Source organism: Marinobacter sp. 3-2 (genome assembly GCF_003751355.1).
Classification (GTDB): Bacteria; Pseudomonadota; Gammaproteobacteria; order Pseudomonadales; family Oleiphilaceae; genus Marinobacter; species Marinobacter adhaerens.
On sequence record NZ_RJUQ01000015.1, the window covers coordinates 18,346 to 34,465 of the forward strand.

Genomic DNA, 16,120 nt, shown 5'->3' on the forward strand with positions numbered 1-16,120 from the left:
CGGGGCAGGTGGCCGTCGCGATTACTTGTCGAAATGAATTACGCTGCGGATGCTCTTGCCTTCATGCATCAGCTCGAAGGCTTCGTTGATGTCATCAAGCCCCATGGTGTGGGTGATGAAATCATTGAGCTTGAATTCACCCTGCAGGTAACGCTCGACAATGCCGGGCAGCTCGGAACGGCCTTTGACGCCACCGAAGGCAGAGCCCTTCCAGACGCGACCAGTGACCAGCTGGAACGGGCGGGTGGAGATTTCCTGGCCTGCCCCGGCAACGCCGATGATGACCGACTCGCCCCAGCCCTTGTGGCAGCACTCCAGTGCGGACCGCATGACATCGACGTTCCCGATGCATTCGAAGGAATAGTCCACGCCACCGTCGGTCAGTTCGACGATCACTTCCTGAATCGGCTTGTCGTAGTCTTTGGGATTGATACAGTCGGTTGCACCAAGCTGTCGTGCCAGGTCGAACTTGCTGTCATTGATATCGATGCCAATGATTCGGCTCGCCTTGGCCATGGTCGCACCAATAATCGCAGACAGGCCGATGCCGCCGAGCCCGAAAATGGCCACCGTGGCGCCTTCTTCCACCTTCGCGGTATTCATGACCGCGCCCATGCCGGTGGTGACGCCACAGCCGAGCAGGCAGACCTCTTCCAGCGGGGCTTCCTTGTTGACCTTCGCCAGTGAAATCTCCGGCAGAACGGTGTACTCGGAGAAGGTCGAGCAACCCATGTAATGATGAATGGGCTGGCCGTCCTTGTAGAAACGGCTGGTGCCATCGGGCATGAGTCCTTTGCCCTGGGTTTCGCGGATTTTCCCGCACAGGTTGGTTTTGCCAGACAGGCAGAATTTGCACTCGCCACACTCGGGGGTATAGAGCGGAATGACGTGATCGCCGATCGCCACACTGGTGACTCCTTCGCCGACCGCTTCTACAATTCCGCCGCCCTCGTGACCAAGGATGGCCGGAAAGTTGCCCTCGGGATCTTCTCCGGAGAGGGTGAAGGCATCGGTGTGGCAGACACCCGTTGCCATCACTTTTATTCTCACTTCTCCCGCTTTCGGGGGCATGACATCCACTTCTTCAACGGACAGTGGCTGACCGGGGCCCCAGGCAATTGCCGCTTTTGATTTGATCATTTCAGCCATAGTGTTCTCCATCGGTATACAGGAAGGGCGGGCGCCGCCCGATCGAAGTGCCCATTGTATTTATAGTGATCTGATTGATAATGACCGCTCTCAGTAAATAACTTTTACTGGTGTGCAATAATCAAGATGGCACACCATGAACGGGGACAGTCATGCATCGCTGGGAAGGGGTAGATGAATTCGTGGCGGTAGCCGAAACCGGGAGCTTCACCCGTGCCGCGAAGCAACTGGGCGTCTCGACCGCACAAGTGAGCCGACAGGTCAGTGCCCTGGAGGCCCGCTTATCAACTCGCCTGTTTTATCGAACCACACGTCGCGTGTCTGCCACCGAGGCCGGGCAGCTGTATTACCAGCACTGTCGCCAGGTGCTTGATGCCCTTGAGCAGGCGGAGCGTTCCATCACCAATATGCAGCTGATCCCCCGAGGCAGGCTGCGACTCACGGCGCCGGTGACCTATGGAGAAAAGTCGATTGCGCCACTGGTCAATGACTTTGTTGTGCGTTACCCCGAACTTGATGTGGAGATGCATCTTACCAATCAGACCCTGGACCTGGTGGCTGAAGGCTACGATCTTGCGGTGCGCATGGGTAAGCTGGAGGACTCCACTCTGATGGCGCGGCGGCTTGCATCCCGAACCCTGTACGTGTGTGCGTCGCCCGATTACCTTGCGACGCATGGCACGCCGCACTCGCTCTCCGAGTTGGCGAATCATAACTGTCTGCTGGGCAACCTCGATTACTGGCGCTTCCAGGAAGCAGGGCAGCCCCGAAATGTCCGGGTCAAAGGAAATATTCGCTGTGACAGCGGCAGGGCTCTGCTCGATGCCGCCCTCAAGGGCATTGGTATTGTTCAGTTGCCGGATTATTACGTTCAGGCTGCAGTGGACTCGAGGCGGCTGATCCCGGTGCTGACTCACTACCAGGAAGACGATGACGGTATCTGGGCGGTGTATCCTCACAATCGCCATGTATCACCGAAAGTGCGACTGCTCCTCGATTTTTTTGCCGACTCACTGGTGTAGGTCGCCCCCTTTCTTCATCGACTGATGACCGGGTTCGGGCACAGTCGGTCCCCCGGTCAGGGTTCCGCATCAAGAGGCCACGAGTTGCAGATACCGTTCCAACGTCTATGGTGAATGAACAGTCCTACCATTCTGATGGCTGGTTCGCTATGGGCATCAATCGCTTCTCTTCTGAAAAGTGTCTTCTCCCGCCATGATTTCTGGCCCACTCAGTCCGGAGCAAAGCATTCTGGTCGGCAGAATGCTGACCCACTCAGCTTCCGTCATGATCTGGATTTCGGATGCCAACAAAGAGTGCGTTTATTTCAACGAGTCGTGGCTGACATTCACGGGCAAGCGTCTGAATGATGAAGCCGGTTTCGGCTGGAGCAAGGGAGTTCACCCGGATGACTATGGCCGTTGCCGGGAAATCTTTGGGCAAGCCTTTGATCAAAGACAGTCCTTTTCGATGGATTACAGATTGCTCCGTGCGGACGGTGTTTATCGCTGGATTCGGGATGAAGGTGCTCCATACTTTGAGCCGACGGGCGAGTTCGTGGGCTATATCGGCTCCTGTCATGACATTCATGAGCAGACGTCCGCGCTGAAACAGCTTGCCGAGAGCAAGAAGAGAATTTCAGAGGAACGGCAAGAGTACAGTTCGACTCTGGACAGCCTGCAGATTGGTATCGTTTTGCATGCAGAGGATACCAGCATCCTTTACAGCAACCGCGCTGCAACTGACATCCTTGGCCTGACACAGGAGCAAATGGCCGGAAAGAAGGCAATTGATCCCGCCTGGCAATTCATCGACGAGCAATTGAACCCACTGCCTTTGTCCAGGTACCCCGTTAACGTGGCGTTGTCGTCGTCAGCGAACCTGTTTGATTATGTCGTCGGGGTCTTGAGGCCCGACCGTGACAAGCCGATCTGGGCCTCTGTGACGACTCATTACCTGGAAACCCAGAATCCTGACGATTCCGTTCAGGGAAAGGCCATTATCAGCTTTGTGGACATCACGGCGAGGAAAGAAGCGGAAAATCAACTCACCAGGAGCGAAGCCCTGCTTTCCTCGCACGTTGAGAATACCCCTCTGGGATGTATTACCTGGGATCCCAACCTGATCTGTACCAGTTGGAACCCCGCCGCGACCTCAATTTTCGGCTATTCCGAGTCCGAGATGATTGGTCTGTCCTCGTGGGAATCCATTGTGCCAGAGGAGGTCAAAGGCCATGTTTTCAACCTGTTCCATTCACTCCTGCACCGAACAGGCGGTGAATCATCGATAAACCAGAACAGGACCAAAGACGGAAAAGTTATTGTTTGTGAATGGTTTAATACCACGCTGGTGGATAAAGAGGGCCGCGTCTTGGGAATCGCCTCGATGGTTTCAGACGTGACCGAAAAGAAGGAAAAAGAATCCCTCCTGTTAACGCAAAGCCAGATCACTTCAAACATGATTGAGGGCGTTTGTCTGGTTGTCAGCGACTCCCAAAAAATTGTTTATGTGAATCCGACCTTTGAAAAAATGTTTCGTTGTCATCAAGACAGCGTGGTCGGAAAAAAACTGACTGAACTGGATTGCTTCGGTATACAGCTCGACTCGGACACCATCAAGGAAGTGGTCCAGTCAGTCGCCAACAAGAAGGTCTGGAGGCGAGAGTGGAGCCGGTCAAACGAACAAGGTGAAAACGTATGGTATTCCACGAGTCTCTCGGGGTTTGATCATCCCACCCATGGCCCGGTCTGGATTGTGGTTACTGCCGATGTTACGGATAAAAAGCTGCTCGATTACAAACTTGCCTACAGCGCCAGTCACGATAGCCTGACGGGCCTGATCAATCGGAGTGAGTTTGAATTGCGGGCCAATCAGTTGATGACGGACGTAGAAGGTTCGCAAAGACAACACGCGCTCTGTTTCCTGGACCTGGATCAATTCAAGGTTATCAACGATACCTGCGGACACACTGCGGGTGATGAGCTGCTTCGGCAGTTGGCCATTGAGCTGGACACGCTGGTTCGGAAAAACGATACGCTGGCCCGCCTTGGGGGCGACGAGTTCGCGATTTTGTTGGAGGACTGCAGTTTAGAGCAGGCCTTCAGAGTCGCGCAGAGCGTATTGAGCCAGATCGCCGATTACCAGTTTGTCTGGGAGTCCGGCGTTTTTCGTATCGGGGCGAGTATCGGCCTTGTCGAGATCAACGCGGCTACCGGAAATCTGACAACTCTCCTCAAGCAGGCGGACATCGCCTGTTACACCGCCAAAGAACAAGGCCGAAATCGCATCCATGTGTTCAAAGAGGATGATGCCGAGATCAATCTCAGGAAAGGCCAGATCGAGTGGATCTCGAAGATCGAAGCGGCGTTGACGGATAACCGGTTTATTCTGTTTGCCCAGCCCATTCAGTCGTTCAAAAAGCCGGGTGCGGGGCACTACGAGATCCTGATCAGGCTTCGCGGGGAAGACGGTCAAATCTACCCCCCGGGCGCGTTTTTACCAGCGGCAGAGCGCTACGATATTATTGGCAGAATTGACCATTGGGTCGTCACTGAAGTTGCCGATCTCTTTGTTCGTTACAGGGAATTCTTCCAATCGGTTGATCTGGTCGCCATCAACCTTTCCGGTGCCTCCCTTGGTGACTTTCATTTCCTGGAGTACATTCTCGAGCTGGTGCGCAGTGGTTCTCTTGCGCCTGACAAGGTGTGTTTCGAAGTGACCGAAACGGTGGTGATCTCAAACCTCAAAAGCGCGGTGAAGTTCATCAATTCGTTGAGGAGTCTGGGATTCAGCTTTGCGCTGGACGATTTTGGGAGCGGCATTTCTTCTTTCGGCTATCTGAAGAATCTGCCGGTGGATTACCTGAAAATAGACGGAATGTTTGTAAAAGACATCGCTGAAGATTCCTTCGATTATGCAATGGTGAAATCGATCAACGATCTCGGGCAACTGATGGGTATGACAACCGTAGCCGAGTTTGTGGAAAGTGATGCGATTATTTCAAAACTCAGGGAGATTGGGGTCGACTACGGTCAAGGCTTTGCTCTGGGCAAACCGGAGAGTTTTATCGACCTGATCAAGAGCAGCACATAATGGCTTCGGCCGCGGGCGCACATGCCGAATTGGGTGCGCTGCGGAGTTGCAGCACCCGCCGAGCGAGGTGCTGCAACTCTCGGTTCAATCAGACCATCCGGCTCAGGGTGCCATCGCCTTTCACATGCTGGTGGAACAGCGCCATACCGATATGACCAATCACCAGAGCCGCCAGAGCCCAGGCTAGGGTGGAATGGATGCCGCCAATGGTCGATGCCCAGGCAATCTTGTCACCCTTTTCAATCAGTTGCATGCCAAAGACGTTCAGACCATAACCGCCGCCCAGCAGAATCAGAATTCCGGTGACGGGCAGCAACAGCATGGCCGCATAGAGCAAACCATGACCGATTTTCACCAGGCGTCCCTGCGGATCCTCATGTTGGGGCCGTTGGCCGCGCTGACTGAAAGCCCAAATCATGCGCAGCACGATTAATGCGAGCAATAGTGTTCCGATCGACACATGCCAGGGCACCAGGGTTTCGCCAACCCAGTGCTCGCCGTCGGCAACCCGGTCGCCAAACTTCAGAAACTGCCAGCCGATCAAGACGGCCATCAGCCAGTGCAGGCTTTTGCTGAGTGTTCCGTAACTTTCCCTGGAGTCTTTCATGGTAAAGGGATGTCCTCTGGTTTCGGTTTTTGGTAATCGATGCAGCGCCCTGTTTCAGGCGATGCTTTCAACAATGCCGCCTTCCACTCGCAGGGCTGAACCGGTGGTAGCACTGGCCTGGGGGGAGGCCGCGTAAACACACAGGCTGGCTACTTCCACGGGATCAGCGAACCGCTTGATCAGCGTTGAGGGTCGGTTTTCTTCAAGGAAGAGCGTTTCCATCTCTGCCATCGATACGCCCCGTTCGGAAGCCATCTCCTGAAGCATGGCTACGGCGCCCTCGGTGCGGGTAGGGCCCGGCAGGATCGTGTTTACTGTGACGCCTGTGCCCGCGAGTACCTTCGCCAGGCCGCGGGAAAGCCCCTGCAGGGCGGCCTTGCTGACGCCGTAGTGAACCATTTCAGACGGGATGTTCAGGGCTGACTCGCTGGAAATAAACTGGATCCTGCCCCAACCCCGGTCCGCCATCCCACGGGCGTAGTGCCTGGCGAGCCGGACAGCACTCATGACATTGACCTCAAGTATGTGGTCCCAGTCGTCGTCCGCAATATCGAAGAACGGCTGTGCGCCGTAGATACCCAGATTATTGACGAGAATATCGACGTCCGGACAGGCCCCAGTCAGGGCCTGGCAACCCTCGGCCGTGCCGGGGTCGGCCACGATCCCCCGGATATCGGTGCGTCCGGAGGTCTGTTCGATACTCGCGAGGGCGTTGTCCAGTTTGTCCTGACGACGGCCTGTGATCGTGACCTGTGCGCCGGCGTTTGCCAGGCCGCTGGCAATGGCCAGCCCGATACCGGCGGTTGAACCCGTTACCAGTGCGGTTTTGCCGCTGAGATCAATCTGCATCTGGAATCTCCTGAAGGTTTTTTGAATTTGCTTTCACGCCATCGTCATCCGAAACGGAATCCCGAAAGCCGGGTTTTCAGAACGTTTTCGGTGTAGACGGTGCGCCCCTGGTCCGCGCCTGCGGCACCTGCCGCTACCATCAGTGGTATCAGGTGTTCTTCTGCGCGTGGTGGATGGCAATCCCGGGCGTGGGGTGCCGTGGTCCAGCTGCCCAACGCCCGTTTTCGTTCAGCGGGTGTGTCGTGGACGGCATTGACCAGCCACTCGTTGAACGTTTCCGATGGTTGGGTGTAGCGGGCATCGCCATACCCTCGCATGTTGTGGAAACTCATGCCGCTGCCGATGATCAGCACGCCGTCCTCGCGAAGACCAGCCAGGGCCTCGCCCGCTTCAAGGTGAGAAACCGGGTCCATATCCGCCTTCAGCGACAGTTGGACCACCGGGATGTCGGCCTCCGGAAACATCAGCTTCAGGGGAATAAACATACCGTGGTCAAACCCGCGCTGGGCGTCTTCATGGGCTTCAATGCCGGCAGCCTTGAGCCTTGAGACAACCTCACTGGCCAATGAAGGCATGCCCTCTGCTGGATAACTGAGCTGGTATGTGTGTTCGGGAAAACCGTAGTAGTCGTAAATCAGATCCGGCTGCTGGCCCGACGTCACCGTGAACTCGGGGGCAAGCCAGTGGGCGGATACCATCAGAATGGCCCTGGGTGGTTCCGGCAATGAAGTGCTTACGCTGGCCAGAAACTCAGCCATGCCATTCCAGGTGGTCGGCGGGTTCCAGTCTATGAAAAAGCAGGGCCCCGCTCCGTGAGGAATAAAGAGTACTGGCTGTGTCGCTTTCTGGTGCATCGGAACTACCTCTCCTGACCGCAGTCTGTGGAAACAGCGTTGCCGAGCAACGATAACTATTCACCTTCAGAAAGAGAACATGTTAACTTTAGGATCAGTTTTAACTGAGAGTTAAAAATAATGTTGGACCGTTTTACCGGCATGCGAGTGTTTGTTCAGGCCGCAACGCTGGGTAGTCTCTCTGCAGCCGGCCGTGATCTGGGGATCTCGCCGGCGATGGCCACCAAGCATCTGGACGCACTTGAGCAACGGCTGGGCGTGCGCCTGTGTCATCGCACCACCCGTCGCCTGACGCTGACCAATGCTGGGCTGGACTACCTCGCCACCTGCCAGAGAATCCTCCTGGATCTTGAAGAGTCCGAGTCGCAGCTGGCGGCCCAGGGTAATCAGGCCGTTGGCCTGCTACGGATGAACGTGCCCCTGTCTTTTGGCACTCACTACATCGCCCCCCTGTTGCCGGCATTCAGTCGCCGCTATCCGCACGTTCACATAGAACTCGGTTTGAGTGATGCACAGCAGGATCTGATTGCAGAGGGATGGGATCTCGCGATTCGCATCGGGCACCTGGCCGACAGTGATCTGAAAGTAAGGCATTTGGGAGACTACCCGATGCGGGTCTGTGCCGCGCCAGATTATCTGGAGCGCTGTGGTACCCCTCGCAAAGTCTCTGAACTGAGTAGTCACCAGTGCCTCAGTTATTCGTTGTCTTCCCAGCAGGGCGATGGAACCTGGTCGTTTGGCCGCAACGGTGAGGTAAAAGTGCCGATTCAGGGGCCGCTCAAGGCGAATAACGGCGATGCACTGCTGGCCGCCGCCGTTGGCGGTCAGGGCGTGATCTACCAGCCCGACTTTATTGTCGCCGACGCGCTGCGCGATGGAACCCTCGTGGAACTGGTACTGGATGTTCCGGTGGTGGAGCTTGGCGGCCTGCACGTACTGTTTCCGCCCGATCGACGGCTCCCGGCCAAGGTCCGCGCAATGATTGATTTCCTGGTGGAGGCGTTCTCGGTCAGTTCCCGGTGACAACCACAGCTCTGACCCGGCAAGCGGCGGAGCTGGAGTTTTAGGCAATCAACCGACCGAATCGTGTATTCAAACACCGACGCTTTCCGAGCAAACTCTGACCTATGAGGCCATGGTCCCATCCCTGAACGCCTCATTTCCGAAACTCGCTCCATAACGTTCGGAAAATCAAGGCTAAATACAGGAGAGCGATCACTATGATTCTCAAAGAGACTTACACACTGGCGAACGGTATTGCGATTCCGAAGCTTGCCCTCGGAACCTGGATGATCGAGGGCGAATCCGCCACAAATGCCGTCAAAAAAGCCATCGAGCTTGGCTACAGGCACATCGACACGGCCCAGGATTACGGTAACGAAGCCGAGGTGGCGGACGGTGTGCGCGCCAGTTCTCTGGAGCGTGAGCAATTGTTTGTCACGAGCAAACTGGCAGCCCGTCACAAGACCTATGACGAGGCCACCGCTGCGATTGAGGAATCGCTCGAGAAAATGGGTTTCGAGTACCTCGATCTGATGATCATCCACAGCCCGCAGCCCTGGGATCACTTCGGATCCGAGGACCGTTTCCCTGAGGGCAATCAGGAAGCCTGGCGTGCCCTGGAAGACGCCTACAAGGCCGGAAAGCTGAAGGCCATCGGTCTGTCGAATTTTCAGGAACGGGACATCGATACCATTCTCGAAACCTGCAGCGTGGCGCCCATGGTTCATCAGATCCTGGCGCATGTCACCAATGTGCCGGGTGCCCTGATCGATTACTCACGCAATAAAGGCATGCTGGTTGAGGCCTATTCCCCGGTCGGTCATGGAGAGCTGTTCAAGAACGAAGCGATTATCAAAATGGCGGAGAAGTACAACGTCTCCGTGCCGCAGCTGTGTATTCGCTACGACCTGCAACTGGGCCTCTTGCCGTTGCCCAAAACCGCCAACCCGGACCACATGGCGAACAACGCCGCGGTGGATTTCGAGATCGCACAGGCCGACATGGACGCGCTGAGTGCCCTGGAGCCGATCAAGGACTACGGAGAGGCAAGCCAGTTCCCGGTCTTTCAATAAGACGAATCCTGGCTGATTCAAAAGAAGAAGCCCCCCGGTCAAACGAGGGGCTTCTTTTTATTGGGTTTTGGCAACGGCTTGCTGGTACTCCTCCTCGCTGACCTTTTCTTTCCAGGAAACATTTTCGCCGTCTTTATCGCCTGTCACGACGAAGTGTTTCATCGGCGCGTCCGGTGTGGCGCCGTGCCAGTGGTCCAGGTCGGGTGGGCACCAAACCGCCTCGCCTTCCTTGAACTTGATCACTGTCCCATCTCGTGTTGCGGTCAGTGCGGTGCCCTGGGTCACAACCATGTGCTGGCCAGCGGGGTGCTCATGCCAGGCGGTTCGCGCGCCCGGCGAGAAGGTGACAAAGGCTCCGGAATAGTGGGCCGTGTCGTTATTGGGAAACATCACATCCACCTGGACATCACCGGTGAAGAACTCGGCGGGGCCGGTAAATGAATTCCGTGATTCTTCGGTGTAGTGAGTCTGAGATTCCGGGAACGGTTTGTTCGGCATGACGCTTTTTCCTCTGTCGCTTCAGTGGAATTTTCTATCGCAAGACCATTGGAGCACCTCTCCCTGCCGCCGTCTTATAGCGATTCTGCTGGTTTATTGCCTAATCCTCCGGAAGACACTGAAAAGAGGTGAACGCGTTTTATCCAGTGGTGTTTAATGGCGTGCGCTGGGCAGCGGAACACTGCGTCCGGAATACCTCAATCAGGTTGGTTATCGTTGTCATGAAAAGAAAGGCAAGAAACGTGTTTTACGGATTGAGCGGCATCCTCGCCGTCCTCATCGTTGCCGGGGTCGCGTATCTTCAGCATCCGAAGTTTGGCGAGCTGCCCGAAGGTGATCGGTTGTCCGCCATTGAGCGTTCCTCCAATTATCAGGACGGGCAGTTCCATAATCTTGTTGAAACACCCATGTTCGCTGGCGACAAATCGTTCGTGGAAGTCTTGCTTGAAAATCTGCGCTCCGATACTCAGCGGCTGGCACCGAACGGACCAATTCCATCCAGAAAAGTCGACCTGAAGGCACTCGATGCACGGGAAGACCTGGTTGTCTGGTTTGGTCACTCATCGTTCTTTCTTCAATTGAATGGCCAACGCATCCTGATTGATCCGGTGTTCAGTGACTACGCGGCGCCTTTACCGTTTCTCAACGCGGCCTACGCGGGGACGAATGGCTACAGGGCCAGCGATTTCCCGGGCATTGACGCGCTTCTTATTACTCATGATCACTGGGATCACCTGGACTATTCCAGCGTGATACAGCTTCAGCCCAAAGTGGATCAGGTCGTCTCTCCGCTGGGTGTCGGAAGCTATTTCCGGGGTTGGGGTTATGAGGAGGCAAGGGTCTGGGAGGGTGACTGGTATGACAGCTTTGAAATCGGTAATGAGGTGCGCATACATCTCATCCCCGCCCGTCATTACTCCGGCCGCCTGCTGACCCGCGGCAAGACCCTCTGGGCGGGTTTCGTGATCGAAACGCCCGATCGTCGCGTGCTCTTCAGTGGGGACTCCGGTTATGGCCCCCATTTCAAGGCAATTGGCGAACGCTTCGGCCCTTTTGATCTGGTGTCGCTGGACAGCGGGCAATACGACCCGCGCTGGCCGTATATCCATATGAACCCGGAGGAAGCAGTGGCAGCGGCTGAGGATCTTCGTGCTAAGGCACTCATCCCGGCGCACGTTGGCAGATTCACACTGGCCCGGCACCCATGGGACGAGCCCTTTGAGCGCATGGTGGCAGCGAGTGAGGGAAAACCGTTCGATTTGTTGACGCCGATGGTGGGTGAACCGCTTGAGTTGGATCAGCTGCAACCGGCCAGGTTTGGCGCCTGGTGGAGATGACCAGGTACGGTCAGGGCCAGAGTCGCTCTTAAGACGGCGTTTGGGGCGTGAGTGGCTCGATACTGTTGAATTCTTGCCCGATTCTCTTTATGCCCGGTGTGGGGCGTGAATTGGCGTCGGTTTTGAGCTTGAATCAAGTCAGAACGCTGTATCCCTGACTTTCTGAACAACCGCATTGGAACAGTGATTCGTGGAGGCAACCGAACAATGTCTGACAAACAGGCGCGTGCAGATAAGCAGCAACCGTATACGGGCGACGACCGCGGCCCCCTCGGTCTTGCCGCCAGGATTGAGAAAGCCACCGAGGGTACCAACCGTCTGGATACAGACATCAAGGGCCTGAGCCTCCATCGCTGGCATCATCCCACGGACCCGACCAGCTATATGCTGGCGCCCAGTATTTGCCTGATTGGCCAGGGTCGAAAACAGGTCGTGGTGGGCGAAGATACGTTTTTCTACGACACCAGCCAGTTCCTGATTACCTCCATTGATTTGCCGGTGGTGTCCAGAATCCTCGAGGCATCGGAGGACCAGCCCTACCTCGGTCTCACCATGGAAATCGATTTTCGGGCGCTATCCCAGCTGATACTGGAGAACCCGGCTCACATCGCACGGCAGCCCTTCGACAAGTCGCTCGGCATCGCGGTCAACGATATCGATCCGCCGTTAATGGATGCCTTCAATCGATTGCTCGATCTCGTTGGTGAGCCTGAAGACAGCGCGGCGCTTGGCCCCCTCATTCAGCGTGAGATTCTCTACCGGTTGCTGAAAGGAGAGCAGGGCCCTCGACTGCGCAATATGGCGGCCTCGGGCCAGAACGGTTATCGGGTTTCCAAAACCATTGAGTGGCTGAAAGAACACTACAAGGAATCCATGAAGGTAGACGAGATGGCCAGCCGGGCCGGACTCAGCGTCTCGGCCTTTCATCATCATTTCCGCGCAATGACGGCGATGACGCCTCTTCAGTACCAGAAAAGAATGCGGCTCAGCGAAGCTCGCCGATTGATGCTGACCGAACACGTGGATGCCTCTCGCGCCGCTTTCCAGGTGGGCTATGAGAGCCCATCGCAGTTCAGTCGGGAATACAGCCGGATGTTCGGGGCTCCGCCGATGCAGGATATCCGCAAGCTGGTGCAGCAGCCGGCCTGACCGGTTATCGCAAAACGGTAAACCGCGCGGTGGTCAAAGCCATCCTGTGAGAGAACGCTGCCGGCACCGACAGTCAGAAAAGAATCGATGAGGGAGATAACCCATGGCCAGTTTAACCATTAACGGACGCCAGTATGAGCTGGACGTGCCGGATACCATGCCCCTGCTCTGGGTCATACGCGACGTGGTCGGGATGAAAGGCACCAAGTTTGGCTGTGGCATGGCGCAGTGCGGTGCCTGCACGGTTCATATCGATGGAGTTGCCACCCGCTCCTGTGTGACACCGGTTTCTGCCGTGTCTGGCGAGGTAAAAACCATTGAGGCCATGGCCGATGATGCGCTCGGCAAGCGGGTTCAGCAAGCGTGGCTGGATCTTGGTGTGGCCCAATGCGGCTACTGCCAGGGCGGTCAGATCATGAATGCGACGGGGCTGCTGAAAAACAATCCCAGCCCCAGCTCTCAGGAGATCATCGATGCCATGGCGGGGAACCTGTGCCGGTGTGGCACCTACAACCGTATCCTTGCGGCGGTCGAACGGGTTGTCAGTGAGGAGGCGTCCTCATGAGTCATTCAAACGACACCCTGATGCTTGCCAACGTCAGCCGTCGCGGTCTGCTCAAAGGCATGGCTGGCGCCTCGGCGCTGGTACTGGCGGCCCGTTGGGACGCGGGCTTTGCAAATGAACAGGCACAGTTCGGCGCTGGCGCCATGCCGGGAGGCTGGGTCGACAACCCGAACGTGTTTATCCGCATCGACTCCGACGGCATCGTAACGTTTATCAATAACCGGGCAGAAATGGGGCAGGGCATCCGAACCAGTCTGGCCATGGTTGCGGCCGATGAACTCGGTGCCGACTGGGACCAGGTTCAGGTTGAACAGGCGCCGGCAGATCAGGAAAAGTACGGCAACCAGAATACCGACGGCTCCCGGAGCATGCGTCATTGGTATCAGCCCATTCGTCGGGCCGGCGCGGCCGCGAGGCAGATGCTGGAGCAGGCAGCGGCAAACCAGTGGGGCGTGCCTGCGTCTGAAATCCGGACCGGAGTTCACAAGGTTGTTCATGTGCCGAGCGGTCGTGAGCTGAGTTTTGGTGAGCTGGCGGGTGCGGCGAGGGAGCTGGAAGTTCCCGGTCGAAACGCGCTGACCCTGAAGCAGGACAGCGAACTTCGATTCATTGGAAAAGAATCGGGTTGGGTGAATGGCGAGCTCACCTCAGCCTACCCGAGAGCCCTCGACGGTGAGGATATCGTTACCGGCAGAGCCGTATTCGGTGCCGACGTCGAGCTTGACGGTATGCTTTATGCCGTCGTCGCAAGGCCACCCGTATACGGAGCCGGAATAACCAGCGTGGACGACAGCGCTGCGCTTGAGGTCCCCGGCGTCGAGAAGGTGATACGCATCGACACGGCAGACCAACCGGCTGCTTTCAACCCGCTCGGGGGTGTGGCCGTTGTGGCCACCAACACCTGGGCCGCCATGGAAGGACGAAAGGCGCTGAAGGTTCAGTGGGATCTTTCACCGGCGGGGGATAACGCAAGCTATACCTCCGAGTCCTACCGGGCCGCCCTGGAGGAAACCGCACAATCCCCCGGAAAGGTGATCCGCCAGTCGGGAGATGTTGAGGCTGCCCTGAGCAACGCGGCAAACGTCGTGGAAGCGACCTACTACATGCCGCACATGGCACAGGCTCCGATGGAACCGCCGGTTGCGGTTGTGCGGGTGCAGAACGGCAAGGCGGAGGCCTGGGCGCCGGTTCAGAACCCGGGCGCGACCCGCGGCGGCATTGCCGGCATTCTCGGAATTGATGCAGAGAACGTGACTGTTCACCAGACTTTGCTGGGCGGCGGTTTCGGGCGCAAATCAAAGCCGGACTTCGTCAGTGAGGCGGCACGACTGGCAAAAGAGTTTGAGGGAAGACCGGTCAAGCTGCAGTGGTCACGGGAAGACGATGTGCAGCACGCCTACTTTCATGCGGTATCCGTGGATCACCTCAAAGCCGGGCTTGATGACCAGGGCAAGGCAACGGGTTGGCTGCACAGGACGCTTTCTCCAAGCATTGCGTCGCTGTTTGCACCGGATCCCGAGCACAAAGGCGAGTTTGAGCTGGGCATGGGCTTCAACACGATGCCGTTCAGCATCCCGTCGATTCGGCTTGAGAATCCGCCAGCCTCGGCCCACGTTCGGATTGGCTGGTTCCGGTCGGTCTACAACCTGCCTCACGCCTGGGCCATTCAGAGTTTTGCCCATGAAATGGCAGTCGCTGCGGGCCGTGACCATCGGGACTACGTGCTGGAACTGTTGGGCCCGGGCAGGAAGGTGCACAACCTGACCGTTGGCGATGGCTGGAACTACGGTGAAGACCCCGATTTGTACCCGATCGATACCGCCAGAATGCGGCGTGTTATTGAGCGCGCCACGGAGGAAGCCGGGTGGGGGCGAGAGCTGCCAGACGGTCGAGGTCTTGGCCTGGCGTTCCACCAAAGCTTTGCTTCGTACACGGCGATTGTTTTCGAGGTTGAGGTGGATGACTCTGGCGAACTCACCATCCACCGCGCGGACATTGCCTTCGACTGTGGCCCTCAGGCCAATCCCGAGCGCATTCGCTCCCAGATGGAGGGCGCTTGTGTCATGGGAATCGGTATCGCACTGAAGAGCGAAGTGACCTTCGAGAACGGCGTCGCCACCCAGAGCAACTTCCACGATTACCTGTTGCCGAGAATGCCGGATGCTCCGAAGGTGGTGCGTGTCCACCTGATTGATAACCCGGGCGATGCCATGGGTGGTGTGGGCGAACCGGGCCTGCCACCGGTTGCGCCGGCCCTGTGTAATGCCATCCACGCCGCGACCGGAAAACGTATCCGCCGTCTGCCAGTGGCTGACCAACTGACGTCGTGACCATGAAGTCTCTTTCGATGGCCGGAACCCTGCGGCGGCTTTGCTTTGTGCTGGCTGTCCAGGGGAGCGTCGGGTCTGTCATGGCACAGGCCGAATCCAGTTCGACAAAGGAAGATGCCGTGAACACTGAAACAGAGATCATCCTGGATATCGACGGCTCCATCGTGCATGTGAGCCTTGAGGATTCCGCGGCCACCCGTGATTTTCTGGCCCAGCTGCCACTGACACTGAGCTTCGGGGATTATCATGGCATTGAAAAGGTCAGTGACTTGCCCAGCCGTCTCTCGACAGAGGGGGCGCCAGCCGGCTTTGACCCTCAGGTGGGTAGCTTCACCTACTACGCACCCTGGGGGAATCTGGCCATCTTTTACAGGGATTTTGGCTACTCAAGATCCCTGGTCAATCTCGGGACCGTGACCAGTGGTCTGGAGCATTTGAGTCAATCCGACAGCTTCACAGCCACCATTTCCGTAGCCCGGTAGCAAGCCCCGAGTCTCGTTTTTCAGCAACCCAATCACCTTAATCACCCCGTTTCCACCAATCCGGAGCAATCATCATGAAGAAACTGGCACAAACCCTTTTCCCCCTCGCCCTTTGTTTTTCAGCGCCCGCGCT

Annotated in this window: 14 protein-coding genes; 9 read left to right on the plus strand and 5 right to left on the minus strand. The window is 57.0% G+C overall.

All coding sequences use genetic code 11. The features are described 5' to 3' along the window. Positions 1 to 21: 21 nt before the first annotated feature. Entirely contained in the window at positions 22 to 1,140 is a 1,119-nt protein-coding gene (locus tag EDB94_RS14265; protein WP_241956275.1) for an S-(hydroxymethyl)glutathione dehydrogenase/class III alcohol dehydrogenase, read from the minus strand. A 161-nt stretch (positions 1,141 to 1,301) separates the two neighbouring features. On the opposite strand from EDB94_RS14265, the gene EDB94_RS14270 reads away from it, so the two are divergent. Together EDB94_RS14270 and EDB94_RS14275 are read left to right on the plus strand one after the other, a co-directional pair. Next, positions 1,302 to 2,171 carry a LysR family transcriptional regulator gene (locus EDB94_RS14270; protein ID WP_104272092.1) on the plus strand — a complete coding sequence of 290 codons (870 nt, stop codon included), beginning with the start codon at positions 1,302 to 1,304 and terminating at the stop codon, positions 2,169 to 2,171. Positions 2,172 to 2,412: 241 nt separating this feature from the next. Next, entirely contained in the window at positions 2,413 to 5,241 is a 2,829-nt protein-coding gene (locus EDB94_RS14275; protein ID WP_158254294.1) for a PAS domain-containing protein, read from the plus strand. Between the two features lie 88 nt (positions 5,242 to 5,329). Here EDB94_RS14275 and EDB94_RS14280 read toward each other — a convergent pair whose 3' ends face one another. From EDB94_RS14280 to EDB94_RS14290, 3 genes are read right to left on the minus strand one after another with little or no spacing between them, the layout of a single operon-like run. Next, the gene (locus EDB94_RS14280) at positions 5,330 to 5,848 is read right to left on the minus strand and encodes a cytochrome b (protein WP_104272087.1); all 519 of its coding nucleotides are present in this window, start codon (positions 5,846 to 5,848) and stop codon (positions 5,330 to 5,332) included. Between the two features lie 54 nt (positions 5,849 to 5,902). Continuing rightward, the gene (locus EDB94_RS14285; protein ID WP_104272085.1) at positions 5,903 to 6,697 is read right to left on the minus strand and encodes an SDR family NAD(P)-dependent oxidoreductase; all 795 of its coding nucleotides are present in this window, start codon (positions 6,695 to 6,697) and stop codon (positions 5,903 to 5,905) included. Between the two features lie 44 nt (positions 6,698 to 6,741). Continuing rightward, positions 6,742 to 7,551: a class III extradiol ring-cleavage dioxygenase gene (locus EDB94_RS14290; protein WP_104272084.1), complete on the minus strand. Its 810-nt coding sequence runs from the start codon at positions 7,549 to 7,551 to the stop codon at positions 6,742 to 6,744. A gap of 120 nt (positions 7,552 to 7,671) precedes the next feature. Here EDB94_RS14290 and EDB94_RS14295 point away from each other — a divergent pair, with 120 nt between their 5' ends. Further along, positions 7,672 to 8,574: a LysR family transcriptional regulator gene (locus EDB94_RS14295; RefSeq protein ID WP_104272081.1), complete on the plus strand. Its 903-nt coding sequence runs from the start codon at positions 7,672 to 7,674 to the stop codon at positions 8,572 to 8,574. 197 nt (positions 8,575 to 8,771) lie between these two features. Further along, positions 8,772 to 9,626, plus strand: a complete 855-nt coding sequence (locus tag EDB94_RS14300) for an aldo/keto reductase (protein ID WP_104272079.1) — start codon at positions 8,772 to 8,774, stop codon at positions 9,624 to 9,626. Between the two features lie 57 nt (positions 9,627 to 9,683). On the opposite strand, the gene EDB94_RS14305 is transcribed toward EDB94_RS14300, so the two are convergent. Beyond that, on the minus strand, positions 9,684 to 10,124 hold the full coding sequence (locus EDB94_RS14305) for a cupin domain-containing protein (RefSeq protein WP_104272075.1): 441 nt from the start codon (positions 10,122 to 10,124) through the stop codon (positions 9,684 to 9,686). Between the two features lie 221 nt (positions 10,125 to 10,345). Between EDB94_RS14305 and EDB94_RS14310 the strand changes: the two genes are divergently transcribed. The 5 genes from EDB94_RS14310 to EDB94_RS14330 all read left to right on the plus strand — a co-directional run bounded on the left by EDB94_RS14310 (position 10,346) and on the right by EDB94_RS14330 (position 15,987). Beyond that, a complete protein-coding gene (locus EDB94_RS14310) occupies positions 10,346 to 11,461 on the plus strand; it encodes an MBL fold metallo-hydrolase (protein WP_104272189.1) in 1,116 nt (371 codons plus the stop codon). A 207-nt stretch (positions 11,462 to 11,668) separates the two neighbouring features. Further along, positions 11,669 to 12,610, plus strand: coding sequence for an AraC family transcriptional regulator (locus tag EDB94_RS14315; RefSeq protein WP_104272070.1), 942 nt, complete (start codon positions 11,669 to 11,671; stop codon positions 12,608 to 12,610). A gap of 103 nt (positions 12,611 to 12,713) precedes the next feature. After that, on the plus strand, positions 12,714 to 13,175 hold the full coding sequence (locus EDB94_RS14320; protein ID WP_104272065.1) for a (2Fe-2S)-binding protein: 462 nt from the start codon (positions 12,714 to 12,716) through the stop codon (positions 13,173 to 13,175). Continuing rightward, on the plus strand, positions 13,172 to 15,505 hold the full coding sequence (locus EDB94_RS14325; protein WP_104272061.1) for a xanthine dehydrogenase family protein molybdopterin-binding subunit: 2,334 nt from the start codon (positions 13,172 to 13,174) through the stop codon (positions 15,503 to 15,505). The genes EDB94_RS14320 and EDB94_RS14325 overlap by 4 nt, the downstream gene beginning before the upstream one ends. Positions 15,506 to 15,624: 119 nt before the next feature. Next, entirely contained in the window at positions 15,625 to 15,987 is a 363-nt protein-coding gene (locus tag EDB94_RS14330) for a cyclophilin-like fold protein (protein WP_199185541.1), read from the plus strand. The last annotated feature ends 133 nt before the right edge of the window (positions 15,988 to 16,120 follow it).